Below are 14,717 nucleotides of genomic sequence, written 5' to 3' on the forward strand. Positions count from 1 at the left end.
CAAAAATAATCACTTTATACAAATAAGGGAGAGATTCACAATGGAAAAAGGCTTGTCAGCGTTGAAGGAAGCGAGATTTAATGCAATTCTTGATGCGGCTACTATATTGCTTGTTGAAAATCCTACTGCTTCGATGAATGAAATTGCGGAATATGCGGGAATTGGCATTGCTACACTTCATCGCTACGTCGAAAGCAGAGAGAAATTGATGCTGTTCTTGGGCCATCGGGCTATACAACTGGTAAGTGATACCGTAAACCAGATTCCACTGGATGAGGAAAGAAGCGAAAACTATATCCCTGAACTCATTGAAGCGTTAATCCCCATAGGTGACAAAATCTATTTTCTAGGTCATGATGCATCTGTATTTAACAACAAAGAATTAGGTGAAGCCGAAGAGAAGCTGAGGGAACCCATACGACGCGTTATTGAGCTGTTGCAACAAAGAGGTTACTTTCAGCAAACGGTTAGCAGCGAATGGATTTTGAATACGCTTTATGCCCTACTTTTCCATACATGGGAACAGGTACATGAAGGTAATGTGCCTAAAAAATCCGCTGCAGAGCTTTTTTTAAATACGTTTTATTATGGCTTCAAAGCTAAGGATGATAATTAACATCAATAATATAAAAAGAGAAAAGGAGTGCTAGGAAATGAATCAAATCTCAATTGTAAAGGCTGATCATCGATCCATGGTCAGCGCTAAGCTAAATGTAATGGCATTGGAATACATGGCGTTTTCACTTGCAGGATCTGAGGAGGAGAACACGATCGAAGGGACATTTCGTACGCTATGGCAGCAGGAGAACAACCGCTTTAGTCATCAATATGCTTACGAAGCTCAAATGGATGGGAAAACTTTAGGGATGATTACTTGCTATCCCATACCTGTTTTAAATCGTCTTGCATGGCCCACTTTTAAACAGCTGCTTTCATTCCGAAAGCTAGACCTTGTTGCTTATAATATTCTGAATATCAAAATGTTTTATTCCATGATCACCATGAAGGAGGGAGAAGATGACGAGTTTCACATCGGAACAATCGCTTTATTGCCCGAAAGCCGGGGACTGGGGGTAGGTACCAAGCTGCTTGAGTTTGCCGAGGAACAGGCCTGCCTGCAAGGCTTTGCCAAATGCTCGCTGACGGTAAAGAAAGAGAACCATCTTGCCATTAAATTGTATCAGAGGATAGGCTACCAGATTACAGGTGAAATCAATAAACCAAAGTTATCGTTGTACAGAATGGTCAAAAATGTAGAACCTTGCAACCGTTTATAAAAAAAGTTGTACCGTATTACCCCTTTGATTAAAGATTAAGTGAAAGAAATCGGGAAGAAATGAGTGAGATTTATAATAACAATCACCTAACTAATTTAGTTAGGTAAACCAAAATTCTTCACCATCTTACTCTTAATGCAAATAAGCAAATGATTTTCATGGTATTTATTCGAGATTTAGTTTTTCATGATTCGGAAAAATATTAAAGGAACTTCTATAGTTACAATTTAGTAAGATTATATTTCAAATTGTAAGGGAACAGTTATTCATTTAAATAAAGAAAATGTTTATCTTTAAGGTAATAATAAACAATTAGACAAAAGTGAGGTAAATAATATGACTTTTGAAGAAAAATTACAAGCGTATGCAGAACTTGCGGTAAAAGTCGGTGTCAATATTCAACCAGGGCAATATTTATTAGTCAATACATCAGTGGATGCATTGGATTTCGCCCGTTTAGTTGTGAAAGAAGCTTATAAGGCTGGGGCGGGACGTGTTCATGTTAATTTATCAGATGATGAAATGGATCGAGCTTACTTTGAACATGCCTCAGATGAAGAATTTAATCGTTTCCCAGAATGGATAGTCAAAATGAATGATGAGCTGATCGAACGTAAAGGAGCACTATTAATGATAGATGCTGCAGACCCTGATAAATTTACAGGTATTTCAGCCGATCGTCTAGCTACCTATCAAAAGGTATCAGGGGCGGCTCTGAGCAACAATCGCAACGCAGTAATGAAGGATTTAATAGCTTGGTCGATGATAGCAGTTCCTTCATCAAAGTGGGCATCGAAGGTGTTCCCAAACCTATCAGCTGAGGAACAAGTACCTGCATTATGGGAGGCTATTTTTAAAACTGTTCATATCGGTGAAGGTAATGTTGTTAAAAACTGGCGTGAGCATGTAACAAATTTAGAATCTCGTGCGGCCCTACTGAACAATAAAAAATATGAGAAGCTTCACTATACAGCGCCAGGTACTGATTTAACAATTGCCTTAGCGCCACAGCATAAATGGATTACTGGGGGTGGTAAAACGCCAGATGATACGATCTTTATGGCTAATATGCCGACAGAAGAAGTTTATACGTTACCGATGAAACAAGGTGTAAATGGTTATGTCAGCAATACAAAACCATTAGTTTATCAGGGGAATATTATCGATGGCTTTAAACTGACATTCGAAGAAGGAAAAATTGTTAAAGCTGAAGCACAGATAGGACATGATTTATTACAGGAGCTTATGAATGTGGATGAAGGCTCTTGCTATTTAGGGGAGGTAGCACTTGTACCACATGGATCGCCAATTTCAGCATCGGGGATTTTATACTTTAATACATTGTTTGATGAAAATGCATCGAACCATTTAGCAATTGGTAAAGCTTATCCAACTTGCTTAGAGGGTGGAAGAGATTTAGAAAACGATCAGCTTGAAGCGTTAGGTGCAAATATTTCAGTAACACATGAGGACTTTATGATTGGTAGCAGTGAGATGGACATCGACGGTATTTTACCAGATGGAACTGTAGAGCCAATTTTCCGTAAAGGTAGCTGGGCATTTTAAGTTTTTGATAGGAAGAAAGGAGTGGGGCAGATGAAACGATACCTGAGCTTCACTAGTAGCAATACCAGAAGGGTATTTAGGTTTCATCTGCTTTAGCTCAGACTGAAAACTACCTGTCAATTGGAGAATCCTTGGCGGCTGGTCAAACACCTTATCAACAGAAATGATACAGACTACAGTGATTTAATTGCCATGAGATTGATTGGGAATGACCGGTCAATTGAGTTTCTAGGTTATCCACGATAAATTATGGATGCAAGAAGCTTTGATGAACTTGCTAAAGACATTCGTGGTGTTCGTTATGTGGAAAAATTATACGAAACATTAGCAGATTTAGAATTATCGATACATACTTTAGAAGCTATCGGCGAATTAAAAATTGCAAGGTTGTATCCGTAGCACACAATTAATAATGTTATAAATATATATTTTAGGAGAATTGAAATGAATAAACTAAATTCGTATCCACGAATAGATATTATGGATTACTTACGAGGATTTGCTTTGCTGGGGGTACTTCTTGTGAATAGTTACCAGGTTTTGGGTTATTTTTCTTATAGCGAGTTACACGCTAAATTTTATGATATATTCAACGGGACATTTTACCCTATTTTATTCTTTTTATTTGGATTTGGGTGTTATCTTTTTATGAATCGATCCAATCAAAGAGTAAACAATAGATATCCTTTGTTTTTACGCAGAATCTCTTTTTTATTTGTATTAGGACTTATCCATACATTTTATGCACCGCAAGGAATTCAAGATGTTTTAATGGTTTATGCTGTACTTGGCCTGTTTATTGTAATATTTTTCAAAAGAAATAAGTGGACTAACTTAATAGTAACGGTTACGCTAATAGCCTTATCTATAGTTACAGCTTTATCTCAACCGTATTATGGTGAGAGAATAGTATGGCTAGAATTACTATCCGTCATAAGTAAGTGGCTTTCATTTATGATGCTAGGTTTTACGATGGGGCAATTTAAATTTTTTGAAAATGTCTATGGAAAATTAAAGTATATTTCGATTTTTTTAATCGTTAATATTTGTACTTATGTATCTTCATTTTATTTAAGGGGGTCAGAGTTATCAGAGTTATTTAACATTCCCCCTTCAGGATTTGAAATGCTAGAAGATTATAGTGTTGCCTTTATGATGACTAGCAGTCTTCTTATTATTTTACAATGGGACAAGGCAAAAGTGATATTAACTCCATTAAAGTTCTATGGACAAATGTCTTTAACAAATTATCTTGCACAAAGTGTTTTACTAATTGTGTTTAGTATCATAATTGGTTTTACACCTATTAATTCATTAATTGTGTGCTTCATAATCCACGCTATTTTAATTACTTTTAGTATTGTTTGGTTAAGGTATTTTAAAATGGGACCAGTTGAATGGATATTAAGATATTTCACATATTGGAGTAAAATTCCGAATAGGAAGAAGAAATCTGTTTTTAGAAACGATTTAGAAAGTGTTTAGATGTTTAATCACTATATTTAGAAGTAAAATGCATTCTAAGGAGACAGGCCAATGAATTTCTGGGAAATTGTTTTGATAATTGTAAATTTTAGTCTATTGAGTTGGATACTGTTAGTAGGTAAGGAAACAAAAAAGTGGTCTAAATTCGCATCTTTGGTTGCTATTGGAATGGTTATAATACAGCTATTGGCAGAAGGTTTTAGATGGCAGATGATTCCAGCCTATTTAACCCCAGTTATCTTGATTATATGCTATTTATCAGCTGATCGGAAAAAGGGGTTCAGAAACAGGAGTATATTCATTGTTAAGTCTTTGTTGTTGTTCATCTATATTTCTGTAGCAGTTACGTTACCCTTACTTATGCCGGTATTTTCATTTGAAGAACCAACTGGCCCACATATGGTCGGTACGAAACTATATCATTGGGTCGATCAGCAGAGAAGTGAACCATATTCAAAAAATCCAACCGACCGACGTGAACTGATGGTGCAAATTTGGTATCCTGCAGCTGAAAAAAGCAAAGGGGATCGAGAACCTTATATTCGTAACATAAATGAGCTCTCCAAGGGATTGGAAAAAACATTGTCCATTCCTGCATTTGCATTCAGCCACCTGGACTTGGTAAAATCTCATTCGTTTATGGATTTACAACTCTCAGACTCAGAGAATCATTATCCCATATTACTTTTCTCTCATGGGTTTAATGGTTTTCGTAATCAAAACACGTTTGAAGTTGAGGAGTTGGCTAGTCAAGGATATATTGTTCTAGGTATCGATCATACATTTGATGCTGCAGCTACCGTCTTTCCAGATGGTCGAACTGCTTACGTACAGCCCTTCAATTTAACTGATTTTAACGAACGCGATCGCCACATCAAATTATGGAAAGAAGATGTCACTTTTGTACTTGACCAGTTAGAGAAGCTTAATCAAAACGATGAGACCGGCTTCTTTACAGGAAAGATTGATACCTCGCGTATTGGAATGTTTGGGCACTCTTACGGTGGGGCTACCGCAGCACAAATACTTGCAGAAGACTCTCGTGTCAAAGCAGCCATCGATATGGATGGCACATTGCATGGGGAAGTTTTACCTGAAAGTGGGATTGGAAAACCATTTCTGCTCATGAGTGCAGAAATAAATGAAGATTCTGATGAAGATTCCTATAAAGACAAGGTTCGCAGTGAACGTGGGTTAGCTGGCGGTGGCATGTCAATGGTCATTCCCCACACGGATCATTCAAGCTTCACTGATTTTCATTTGTTCTCCCCTCTGTTGCGGAGCCCAGGTGAAAATCCCAAGGAAGTCCATCGCATTATCAACGAATTCAGCCTGGCATTTTTTGACCAGTATATAAAACAGACGGACGATGGCTCAACCCTTAAAAGGCTGAAGACCAAATACCCGGAAGTGAATTTTAAAGTAAACCGATAACCTTATGCAGTCCAATCCATTTAGGGTGTAGTATCTCATACCAAATAAGTTTCTGTGACCTCAGAAGAAATGTCCGCATTTTCAGAGGAGATTACGACAGGTGTAATGAAAACAATGAATAAGGCTGCAAAGGCAACAGAAAGTGTTGTAGCGTACGATGGTGCTACAATCAAGATAACCTTGAAAAAGCTATTTCAAAGTTTGAGTAAATTCTACCATTATGTAATTTTGCTATCGATTATCTTTTTGAGGATGGGATTAGAAGAACACTTTTCAATGTTCTTTGTAAATCCCATTCCAATAAATGTTCCAAACTTGCTCGGCGCGCCTTCTAAATTTTTCTTCCGTATAAAAAAGTAATTCCAAAAAGAGTCCATCCATCAAACAATTAAACGAGGCTATTAAGTCATCAACCGGTTGATCCTTTATTATGCCTTGCTCTATTCCTTCTGAAAAGATTGTTTCAAGCACCTCAAAAAGCATTTCTTCCATCTCATTAAAAATGTTTTTCACTTTATCATTTAAAGTTGGAGGAAGGTAAAAAGCTAATTTTGTATATGCTGCTGTTTTTTCAGGTTGACTTAAATAGTAATTACAAAGTTCTTTCACTATTTGGTAGAGCTTTTCTTTAGCCGACCCATTTTTTAAATTGGTAATTGATCGTTTTATGTGAAGGTAATACTCTTCGAGCAGATCTTTATATACAGCCATAAACAGGTCCTCTTTGTTTTTAAAAAAAGCATATATCGATGGTGTTTTAATGCCAACTTCTTTAGCAATACTAGAAAGAGTTGCCTGATCGTAGCCTTTTTCAGCCAATTGTTTATAAGCAACTTCTTTAATCTTATTTTTTGTCATAAATATCACTTCTAACTTATTTTTTATTGTTAGCCTTACTATCTGTATTTAAAAACAAGGCGCAAAAACTTATTATAAAAATACTCCTCTAACTATAATACAAAACATTTGAGTAAAGCAAAAATAAAAATCAGGAATATTGTTAAGCAATAAGTTATAGAGAATACTAAATATGAGGTATTTTCTATAAAAAATTTCTTATATTTATTTTTGCTTTTTCTCTTTTTGCCGTTTGGTACTCCGAGTATCTGTCAGACATATACGTAACCCACAGGCAAGGGAAAGTCCCATAGCAGAAGATTTAATTTCTATTTGGTTTTGATTAAACTAGTATTATCCCCTTTTAAGTTAAATGTTAAAAAACTTACAGTACGCTGTTAATAACATTTAACTTAAAAGGGATTTTTGGTGTGTTGTAAAAAAACGAATGATGATACAACACCTCAAAGATAGCTCACTGGCACCGATAGAATATCGATACCATATGGCTGCTTAGTATTTTTTACAGCTATTTACTTGACGGGAATAAGTCCAGCACTCATTTGAGTACCTGGTCTTTTTTATTTCCAAAAATTTAATCTTGCCAAAAAACAAACGTTTGTTCTAATATGTATACAAACAAGTGTTCTTACGTATGATAGGTAAAGGGGAAAATCATTGTGCCCAATAATAAATAACTGTAGTAGGAGATATCTTGGTTCAAATTGGATATAAAAGGTTTAAAAGTCCAGGCGCGATTCAATTTATGGAAGTTGATCCTTTACCAGTAGGCACATCGGCAGAAATTGAAAGTACAGATATAGTGATTAGCCAATTTTAAAAATTGCGAGAGGTAAGGAGGAAACTACGATGAGAGAGCAACTGATTAAAGCTATGCAGCGCAAACAATTAGTGAACATGATGTATGTAGCAAAAGATGGTTCCATAACAAAAAGGCGTGTAAAAGTCATTAAAATTGTTGGTGATTCATTTCAAGCATTTTGTTTTACAAGACATGCAAAACGTACTTTTTTGATCAGTAACGTTCTAGCCGTTATTCCTTTTGTTAGTAGGGGACGTGAAGTTGTATGAATTATGAGAGTATGCCCAATAGACCTATTATGTGTATCGATATGAAATGCTTTTACGCCAGTATCGTAGCGATGTTACATGGGCTAGATATTTTAAAAACTCCAGTTGCAGTAGTAGCAAATTTTGACCAGCCAGGTAGCGTAGTGCTTGCTGCATCTCCCTTAATGAAAGAAAAATTTAGTATCAAAACTGGTAGTAGGCGTTATGAAATACCTCAACATCCTGACATTAGATTGTTTGAGCCTAAAATGAGTTTCTTTATTCAAATGTCGATGACGATTACAAAATTAATCTCTAATTACGTCCCGGTTGATGCTATACATGTGTATAGTGTAGACGAAAGTTTTGTTGATTTAACCGGTACTGAAACGCTTTGGGGTTCACCAGAAGAAACGGCTAAGGAAATACAAAAGGCTATTCTTGACCAATTTAATATACCTAGTGCAGTAGGTATGGGACCAAATATGTTAATAGCCAAATTAGCTTTAGACCTTGAAGCAAAGAAAACAGGCTTTGCTAGATGGACTTATGAGGATATTCCAAAGAAATTATGGCCGGTAAGACCTCTATCGGAAATGTGGGGCATAGGAAAACGAATGGAAGCAAATCTAAATGCTATGGGGATACAAACAGTTGGTGGTTTGGCTAATACAGATCTAAAAGAATTAGAAAAGCGCTTTGGTGTAATGGGCAATCAACTTTATTACCATGCATGGGGAATAGATCTATCCAAATTAGGGGAGCCGTTAATAACAAACGGAGCTTTAAGTTTTGGGAAGGGACAAATGCTGATGAGGGATTACCATACACGAAAAGAAATCTCTGTAGTGCTCCTTGAAATGTGTGAGGACGTAATGAAGCGAACGCGGAATGCAGGTTATGTGGGTCGTACAATTAGTATTGGTCTTTCTTATAGTCGAAACGCCATGACCAAAGGGTTCCATCGATCTAAAACAATTGCAGTGCCAACAAGTGAAACTCTTGTGATGTATAAAACTTGTCTTGAATTACTGGATGAACACTTTGCAGGGGAGCCAGCTCGTCAATTATCTGTCCGAATAACGAACCTCGAAAGAGAGCATAGTATCCAATTAGATTTATTTGACGAACGCAAACCACAGCGTCAAATTATAGGACCTACTATGGATGCCATACGCAATCGGTTTGGAGCAACATCAATACTAAGAGCAGTTTCTTTCACAAAAGCTGGTACAGCTATTAATCGAGATCGGCTAGTTGGTGGTCATTTGGCATAGGAGTGATTTATTAATGATACAAGACAGAGGTAATATTAAATGGGCATCGATGATGTTGCCGGAGCATTTGGAGCTTCTTAGAGAGTACAAACAAGAGTGCACAGAACAACCAAGAGAATTGACTGAATGGGAGCTGGAAGAACTACAGAAAACAATTGATCAAGCTTTTAATCAGCAATTGGACATAAAATTAGAAGTGTGGAAGGACTACAAAATCGCACAATGGACTGGAATAATTAAATCGATGAATACTAATGAACTCATACTTGAAACACTACTTAAAACGCAAAGCATTCCAATCCAAAGTATTCAATTAGCCCAACTGGATGCTGATTATTATGATTAAAGCCGATGAAAGACAGTTACTTCATAAGTATCTTTTGTTAGAGCTAGCTGTTAAATCATTGCAGGTTGACTATTGTAAATTAGAGCAGTTTAAAATGAAAACGGTATTTCTTCCAATGATGGATTCATTGCTAAAGGATCTAAGACAAGAATATTTTAGCCTAAAACGAGAACTTGCACAGCAACGTATACGAGTAGTAGGTTGGCAGTCAGTAGATGAATACTTTAGTGACGTGCAAGTTGCCACTGCAGGTAATGATGTAGTACTCCGTTATGCTAATCAAGCTCTTAAATCACAGGTGGAAAAGTTGTTGGCTAATCATATACGTGTAGCTTTAGAATAAAGACTGTTTCCTTCAACCTTTATTTATCAGCAAACGCAAAAACACTCCATTTCGAAAAAAGATTGATCAAATATACTGTGACAAGGTGTTTTTTGTTTGGAAGGGATTTGTAACTTTTTAATAGAAGATCAGATAATAAATTTTTACACATAAGGAGATAAGACTATGGCTGAAAACAAATTACTAAGAATGGACAATGTCGGCATCGTTGTAGAATCCCTTGATGATGCAATCGCTTTTTTCGAAGAGATTGGCTTGAACCTTGAAGGGCGAGCCACTGTCGAAGGGGAATGGGCTGGTCGCGTAACCGGATTGGGTTCTCAGTGTGTAGAGATTGCTATGATGGCTACTCCAGATGGTCACAGTCGACTTGAACTTTCGCAATTTCTCAGCCCACCTACTATATCAGATCACCGGACTGCTCCTGTAAACGCCCTCGGTTATCTACGCGTCATGTTCGCCGTTGAAGACATTGACGAAATGGTATCCAGACTCACTAAGCATGGTGCTCAGCTTGTTGGCGAAGTGGTTCAGTACGAGGACTCGTATCGGCTCTGCTACATTCGTGGAATCGAAGGGCTTCTAATCGGTTTGGCGGAACAACTCGGTAACAAATAAGTAAATGGCGTTTTATAAAAAGCCTTCACAATATTTGAAGAAAATTCTTATACAATAAAGGGCGCATTTGTTGGTTTTAAACGACTTTATTGTCACAACTACGAGTTCTTATTCGGCAATTGTACCAAAAATTATACGACTTTATTTTACACCGTCCGCAAATGTGGACGGTGTTATGTGTTTTTCAAACAACAGAATTGTCATTACTTATTTAACGAAAGCTCCCAGTAACCGTCTATTATACATAAGAAAAAAAGAGCTGCAAATTCCGATTCCCCTCCAATCACTCCTCTTACTGCTCTCCTAATTTTCTATAAGAAACTACACCACCGAATATACCTACAACTGCTTCCTTGGTAGGATTAATTGGAAAAAACAACGAATTATTATAGGTCATTTCTCATTTGGGTTCGCCTTTTTTATTAAATTACTAGGAAGATAGATTCAATCTTCCTTTAATAAACTGGTGCTAATTACCAATATTTGAAAATACTTAAATATTCAGATATTCGTATTAGTTTATTTGTGATAAATTGGAAATATCACACTAAACTGAAGAGTGTGACAATTGAAAATAAAGGGGGAAATGAGATTTGAAAAAGTTTAAGTTTACGAAGTTCTTAAGTAGTATTCTAGCTTTCGTTATGGTGCTTTATCTATTGGTTCCATTGTCGAGTGCTAGTGCTGAAGAATCGAAGCCATTCAAGCAGGATGGTCAAAGTGAAAGTATAATGCAACTAAAGGCGGCTATTGCTGAACAGCTAAGCTTGTCCAAAGATGGTCCAACTCTTCACGAAAGCTTACAAAATGTATCAGGCAATCAAAAAGTTGCAGTCATCGTTCATTTATCTGAAAAGCCTGTGGCACTAGAGCAAGGAATGAGCGAAGTCAAAGGCGAAGAATTCTCTAAAGCCCAAGCAAATGAAGTCCGTTCAAATGTAAAAGAACAACAAGCAGAAGTTAAAGAAGAGTTAGCTGCTAAAAATGTTCAGATGACTCAAGGATACTCATTTGATACTGTTTTAAACGGTTTTGCAGCAACTGTGAAAGCAAATGATCTCCCGAAACTGCTTACAGTAGAAGGAATTACATTAATCGAACCTGATGCAATTGTTTCCGCATCAGAAGATAATACGATGAAATCGTCGGAACTTATTAAGGAAGATCAATTAGAAGCTCAAATGAATACAAGTAATTCTTTCCTTGGTATCGAACAGCTTTGGAAGGAAGGACTTGAAGGACAAGGAATAAAAGTAGCGGTATTAGATACTGGTATTGATGTAGATCATCCTGAGTTTGCTGGAGTTTATAAAGGTGGAAAAAACTTCATTCCGAATTCAGCAACTTACACGAAGCCTCGAGCAGATAACGATGCATCGGAAACATTGCCTTCGGAGCGTCCAGCCGGGACACCTGAATTTAATGAAAAGGGAAGCGCGTTCTATACTTCTCACGGTACACATGTTGCTGGAACAATTGCAGCAATCGGAGCTAACGAATTCGGTATTAAAGGAATTGCTCCCAAAGTAGACCTTTATGCTTACCGTGTTCTTGGGGCATATGGAAGTGGAGCTACATCTGGTATTGTTAAAGCAATTGAAACGGCTGTAAAAGAAAAAATGGACGTTATCAACCTTTCACTTGGCGGGGGAGCTAACTCTGAAACGGATGCTGGTTCATTTGCTATTAATAATGCTATGATGGCTGGAACAATTGGAGTAGTTGCAACAGGAAACGAAGGTCCAAATCGTGGAACAATAGGTACGCCTGCAACTGCTCGTTTAGGAATTGCTGTTGGTAACACAACAAATCCAGAAGCAATGTATAACGGGGAAGTGAATGTTAAAGTTGGCAACTACAACTTAACAAAACAACTTCCATTAATGGGAACGACTTTCGGGAAAAATTTAGCAACACAGCTTCAAGGAGAATTTGACTTAGTTGCTGTTCCTGGAAACGGGGAAGTAAAAGACTTTGAAGGAATTGATGTGAAAGGTAAAGTGGCATTGATTTCTCGTGGCAGTATCGCATTCGTTGATAAAATTGCGAATGCAAAGGCAAAAGGAGCAGTCGCAACAATTATTCATAACTTTGCTGGTGGAACGAATGCCCCGAACATTTCAGGTACATTCCTGGGTGATTCATTTGAGTTTCTGCCAACATTTGATATGTCACAAACGGATGGCGCTGCAATTCGCGCTGCATTAGCAGGCGGAACTGGAAAAGTAAGCTTTAGTAAATTTGCTTCCACAAAGACACTGGGAGATGATGTAAACGATTCAAGTTCACGTGGGCCATCTACACCAAACTTTGATATTAAACCGGATGTAAGTGCACCTGGAACAAACATTATGTCAACGATTCCAAAGTATAAAAAAGATTTCCCTAATGCAGATTATGGGGAAGCATATGGTCGTAAAACAGGAACTTCTATGGCAACACCGCATATTGCAGGAATTGCTGCATTAGTTAAACAAGCAAATCCGGATTGGAACGCGTTCGATGTAAAAGTGGCGCTTTCTAATACAGCAAAGGTTATAGATAAAACAAAATACGATGTGTTTTCTCAAGGTGCAGGGCGTGTAGATCCTTATGCAGCAGCTCATCCGGAAATTCTTGCTTATGCACTTGATAGCGCAATTTTAGATGGAACTGGTGTAGTTACAGAAAACTTGAAAGGTACAGTTACTTTCGGTCCACAATCACTTAAAGACCGAGATATTTCTGTAACGAAACAAGTTTTAGTAAAAGATATTAAAGGGAACGGCGGCAATTATAACGTATCAATTGATGTAACAAAAACATTTGGTGATGCAACTGTTACAGTAGATCAGCCGACATTTAATCTAAATGGTGAGCAAGTTTTAAATATTACATTAACTGCTTCACAAGCTACGGCGCCAAACGGCTCTGAAATACTAGGGTATATTTACATTAGCGGTGGAGATACAGAAATTTCATTGCCATTCGCAGCTGACCTTGGCGGCGCGGCAGCAACTGCAATTAAAGATTTTAAGATTACAGAAACAGACCTATCCTTTAACGGAGATGGAGTGAAAGACTCAGCTGTACTTTCATTCACATTAACTGGAGATGTAACAACTAACTATATTGAGCTTTGGGATATTATGAATCCTGAAGGTGGAGAATACGGAGACGGCTACATTGGTTATCTACATGCAGGTACTGCGCTAGGAAAAGGCTCTTATACGCTGAATATTGGTGGGCAGTACAAACCATGGGGAACAGCGCCAGCCACAAAGATTCCAGATGGTCTGTATACAATTGACTTCACCGGTCTTGCAGCATCAGGAGTAGTTTCCGATTATGTTGGACCAATTATCGTGAAAACGACTAAACCAGAAATTACTGGTTCAGTAGCTAAAGGTGTCGCTACAGGACAAGTAACAGATAAGTATATCGACTACAATGAAGAGTTATATTTATACGATTTAGATTACAATTTAAATGACAAATTAAAAGCTTCCTATGTTTCGACGGTAAATGGCAAAGTACAAGCGCCAGTTGCCTTTGAATTAAATCAAGACGGTAGCTTCACATTCCCAGTAACAGCAGAAACAAATGCTGTATCAGTAATAATTAAAGACGCTGCCGGGAATGTTGGTGAAGCAAAGATATATGAAAAAGAAGTAGTAGAACCAGTAGTAGAGCTTTCTGTAAATCCAACTAAGCTAGACCTAACAGCTGGAGAAACTGCACAACTTACGGTAACAGAAACGTCAACGCCTGCAGAAGGTGCTGCAACAGAGGAAGACGTAACTTCAAAAGCTACTTATGTTGTTGGAGATGAAAACGTTGCAACAATAGTAAATGGATTAGTAACTGCAGTAGGTGAGGGCACGACTACAATTACTATTTCATACGGTGATAATGAAGTTACTTTAAATGTTACAGTTAAAGCACCTGTTATAGAACAACCAATAGTAACACTAGAAATTGATCAAGCTCAGGTTGAAACTAGAATAGGTAAAGAAGTTCCAGTTAAGATTACTGAAGTAACTACTTTTGATGGTAAAACAACAGAAAAAGATGTTACAAAGCTTGCAACCTACGAAGTAACGAATGATAAAATAGCTACTGTAAAAGAGGGGGCCGTAAAAGGAAAAGGTCAAGGTAATACGACGATTACGGTAACGTATGGTGAGCACACACTAACATTTGATGTGTTGGTTGTAAAGCCAGGGAATGACAACGGAAACGGTAATGGAAACGGAAACGGAAACGGTAATGGAAATGGAAATGGAAACGGAAATGGAAATGGAAACGGAAATGGTAATAAAAATAATAATGAAGTTACCGAGGAAGAGTTATAATTAATTTAAGTTCAAGCAAAAAGAGAAATTGCACAGCGCAATTTCTCTTTTTAGTATGTGCGCCCGGCATGCGTATGAACTATAGGGTGCAAGTCCCGAACCCCGAAGACAGAAGTAGAGGTTAGCCAA

At 37.4% G+C, this 14,717-nt stretch carries 14 protein-coding genes; 13 read left to right on the forward strand and 1 reads right to left on the reverse strand.

Annotated elements, in window-relative coordinates; translation table 11 throughout:
* Nucleotides 1-40: 40 nt before the first annotated feature.
* The 6 genes from AC3WSK_RS22520 to AC3WSK_RS22545 all read left to right on the forward strand — a co-directional run bounded on the left by AC3WSK_RS22520 (nucleotide 41) and on the right by AC3WSK_RS22545 (nucleotide 5,762).
* Nucleotides 41-616 (forward strand): TetR/AcrR family transcriptional regulator, encoded by a 576-nt coding sequence (locus AC3WSK_RS22520; protein ID WP_079561305.1) that lies wholly within the window; start codon nucleotides 41-43, stop codon nucleotides 614-616.
* 37 nt (nucleotides 617-653) lie between these two features.
* Complete coding sequence (locus AC3WSK_RS22525) at nucleotides 654-1,277, forward strand: GNAT family N-acetyltransferase (RefSeq protein WP_079561306.1); 624 nt, start codon at nucleotides 654-656, stop codon at nucleotides 1,275-1,277.
* 336 nt (nucleotides 1,278-1,613) lie between these two features.
* Complete coding sequence (locus AC3WSK_RS22530; RefSeq protein ID WP_079561307.1) at nucleotides 1,614-2,843, forward strand: aminopeptidase; 1,230 nt, start codon at nucleotides 1,614-1,616, stop codon at nucleotides 2,841-2,843.
* Nucleotides 2,844-3,092: 249 nt separating this feature from the next.
* Nucleotides 3,093-3,242 carry a hypothetical protein gene (locus tag AC3WSK_RS22535; RefSeq protein ID WP_170938953.1) on the forward strand — a complete coding sequence of 50 codons (150 nt, stop codon included), beginning with the start codon at nucleotides 3,093-3,095 and terminating at the stop codon, nucleotides 3,240-3,242.
* Nucleotides 3,243-3,287: 45 nt separating this feature from the next.
* A complete protein-coding gene (locus AC3WSK_RS22540) occupies nucleotides 3,288-4,328 on the forward strand; it encodes a DUF418 domain-containing protein (protein WP_492414509.1) in 1,041 nt (346 codons plus the stop codon).
* Nucleotides 4,329-4,379: 51 nt separating this feature from the next.
* Entirely contained in the window at nucleotides 4,380-5,762 is a 1,383-nt protein-coding gene (locus tag AC3WSK_RS22545) for an alpha/beta hydrolase family protein (RefSeq protein ID WP_492414508.1), read from the forward strand.
* Between the two features lie 273 nt (nucleotides 5,763-6,035).
* On the opposite strand, the gene AC3WSK_RS22550 is transcribed toward AC3WSK_RS22545, so the two are convergent.
* Entirely contained in the window at nucleotides 6,036-6,620 is a 585-nt protein-coding gene (locus tag AC3WSK_RS22550) for a TetR/AcrR family transcriptional regulator (protein WP_079561310.1), read from the reverse strand.
* Between the two features lie 694 nt (nucleotides 6,621-7,314).
* Here AC3WSK_RS22550 and AC3WSK_RS22555 point away from each other — a divergent pair.
* From AC3WSK_RS22555 to AC3WSK_RS22585, 7 genes are all read left to right on the forward strand, one after another.
* The gene (locus AC3WSK_RS22555) at nucleotides 7,315-7,440 is read left to right on the forward strand and encodes a hypothetical protein (protein WP_492414507.1); all 126 of its coding nucleotides are present in this window, start codon (nucleotides 7,315-7,317) and stop codon (nucleotides 7,438-7,440) included.
* A gap of 29 nt (nucleotides 7,441-7,469) precedes the next feature.
* Nucleotides 7,470-7,691, forward strand: coding sequence for a transcriptional regulator (locus tag AC3WSK_RS22560; RefSeq protein WP_079561311.1), 222 nt, complete (start codon nucleotides 7,470-7,472; stop codon nucleotides 7,689-7,691).
* Nucleotides 7,688-8,947, forward strand: a complete 1,260-nt coding sequence (locus AC3WSK_RS22565; protein WP_079561312.1) for a Y-family DNA polymerase — start codon at nucleotides 7,688-7,690, stop codon at nucleotides 8,945-8,947. The genes AC3WSK_RS22560 and AC3WSK_RS22565 overlap by 4 nt, the downstream gene beginning before the upstream one ends.
* A gap of 13 nt (nucleotides 8,948-8,960) precedes the next feature.
* Nucleotides 8,961-9,293, forward strand: coding sequence for a YolD-like family protein (locus tag AC3WSK_RS22570; protein WP_492414506.1), 333 nt, complete (start codon nucleotides 8,961-8,963; stop codon nucleotides 9,291-9,293).
* Nucleotides 9,286-9,636 carry a YhjD family protein gene (locus tag AC3WSK_RS22575; protein WP_079561314.1) on the forward strand — a complete coding sequence of 117 codons (351 nt, stop codon included), beginning with the start codon at nucleotides 9,286-9,288 and terminating at the stop codon, nucleotides 9,634-9,636. Before AC3WSK_RS22570 ends, AC3WSK_RS22575 begins: the two co-directional genes overlap by 8 nt.
* A gap of 165 nt (nucleotides 9,637-9,801) precedes the next feature.
* Complete coding sequence (locus tag AC3WSK_RS22580; RefSeq protein ID WP_492414505.1) at nucleotides 9,802-10,254, forward strand: VOC family protein; 453 nt, start codon at nucleotides 9,802-9,804, stop codon at nucleotides 10,252-10,254.
* A gap of 593 nt (nucleotides 10,255-10,847) precedes the next feature.
* Nucleotides 10,848-14,588, forward strand: coding sequence for a S8 family serine peptidase (locus tag AC3WSK_RS22585; RefSeq protein WP_492414504.1), 3,741 nt, complete (start codon nucleotides 10,848-10,850; stop codon nucleotides 14,586-14,588).
* Nucleotides 14,589-14,717: the final 129 nt, after the last annotated feature.

The sequence above is a fragment of the Lysinibacillus sp. EB271-A1-10B genome, from assembly GCF_058791335.1.

Excerpts from the sequence above, each read along its gene's own strand:
- AC3WSK_RS22520 (WP_079561305.1), top strand. The coding sequence starts at position 41 with ATGGAAAAAGGCTTGTCAGCGTTGAAGGAAGCGAGATTTAATGCAATT.
- AC3WSK_RS22525 (WP_079561306.1), top strand. The coding sequence starts at position 654 with ATGAATCAAATCTCAATTGTAAAGGCTGATCATCGATCCATGGTCAGC.
- AC3WSK_RS22530 (WP_079561307.1), top strand. The coding sequence starts at position 1,614 with ATGACTTTTGAAGAAAAATTACAAGCGTATGCAGAACTTGCGGTAAAA.
- AC3WSK_RS22535 (WP_170938953.1), top strand. The coding sequence starts at position 3,093 with ATGGATGCAAGAAGCTTTGATGAACTTGCTAAAGACATTCGTGGTGTT.
- AC3WSK_RS22540 (WP_492414509.1), top strand. The coding sequence starts at position 3,288 with ATGAATAAACTAAATTCGTATCCACGAATAGATATTATGGATTACTTA.
- AC3WSK_RS22545 (WP_492414508.1), top strand. The coding sequence starts at position 4,380 with ATGAATTTCTGGGAAATTGTTTTGATAATTGTAAATTTTAGTCTATTG.
- AC3WSK_RS22550 (WP_079561310.1), bottom strand. The coding sequence starts at position 6,620 with ATGACAAAAAATAAGATTAAAGAAGTTGCTTATAAACAATTGGCTGAA.
- AC3WSK_RS22560 (WP_079561311.1), top strand. The coding sequence starts at position 7,470 with ATGAGAGAGCAACTGATTAAAGCTATGCAGCGCAAACAATTAGTGAAC.
- AC3WSK_RS22565 (WP_079561312.1), top strand. The coding sequence starts at position 7,688 with ATGAATTATGAGAGTATGCCCAATAGACCTATTATGTGTATCGATATG.
- AC3WSK_RS22570 (WP_492414506.1), top strand. The coding sequence starts at position 8,961 with ATGATACAAGACAGAGGTAATATTAAATGGGCATCGATGATGTTGCCG.
- AC3WSK_RS22575 (WP_079561314.1), top strand. The coding sequence starts at position 9,286 with ATGATTAAAGCCGATGAAAGACAGTTACTTCATAAGTATCTTTTGTTA.
- AC3WSK_RS22580 (WP_492414505.1), top strand. The coding sequence starts at position 9,802 with ATGGCTGAAAACAAATTACTAAGAATGGACAATGTCGGCATCGTTGTA.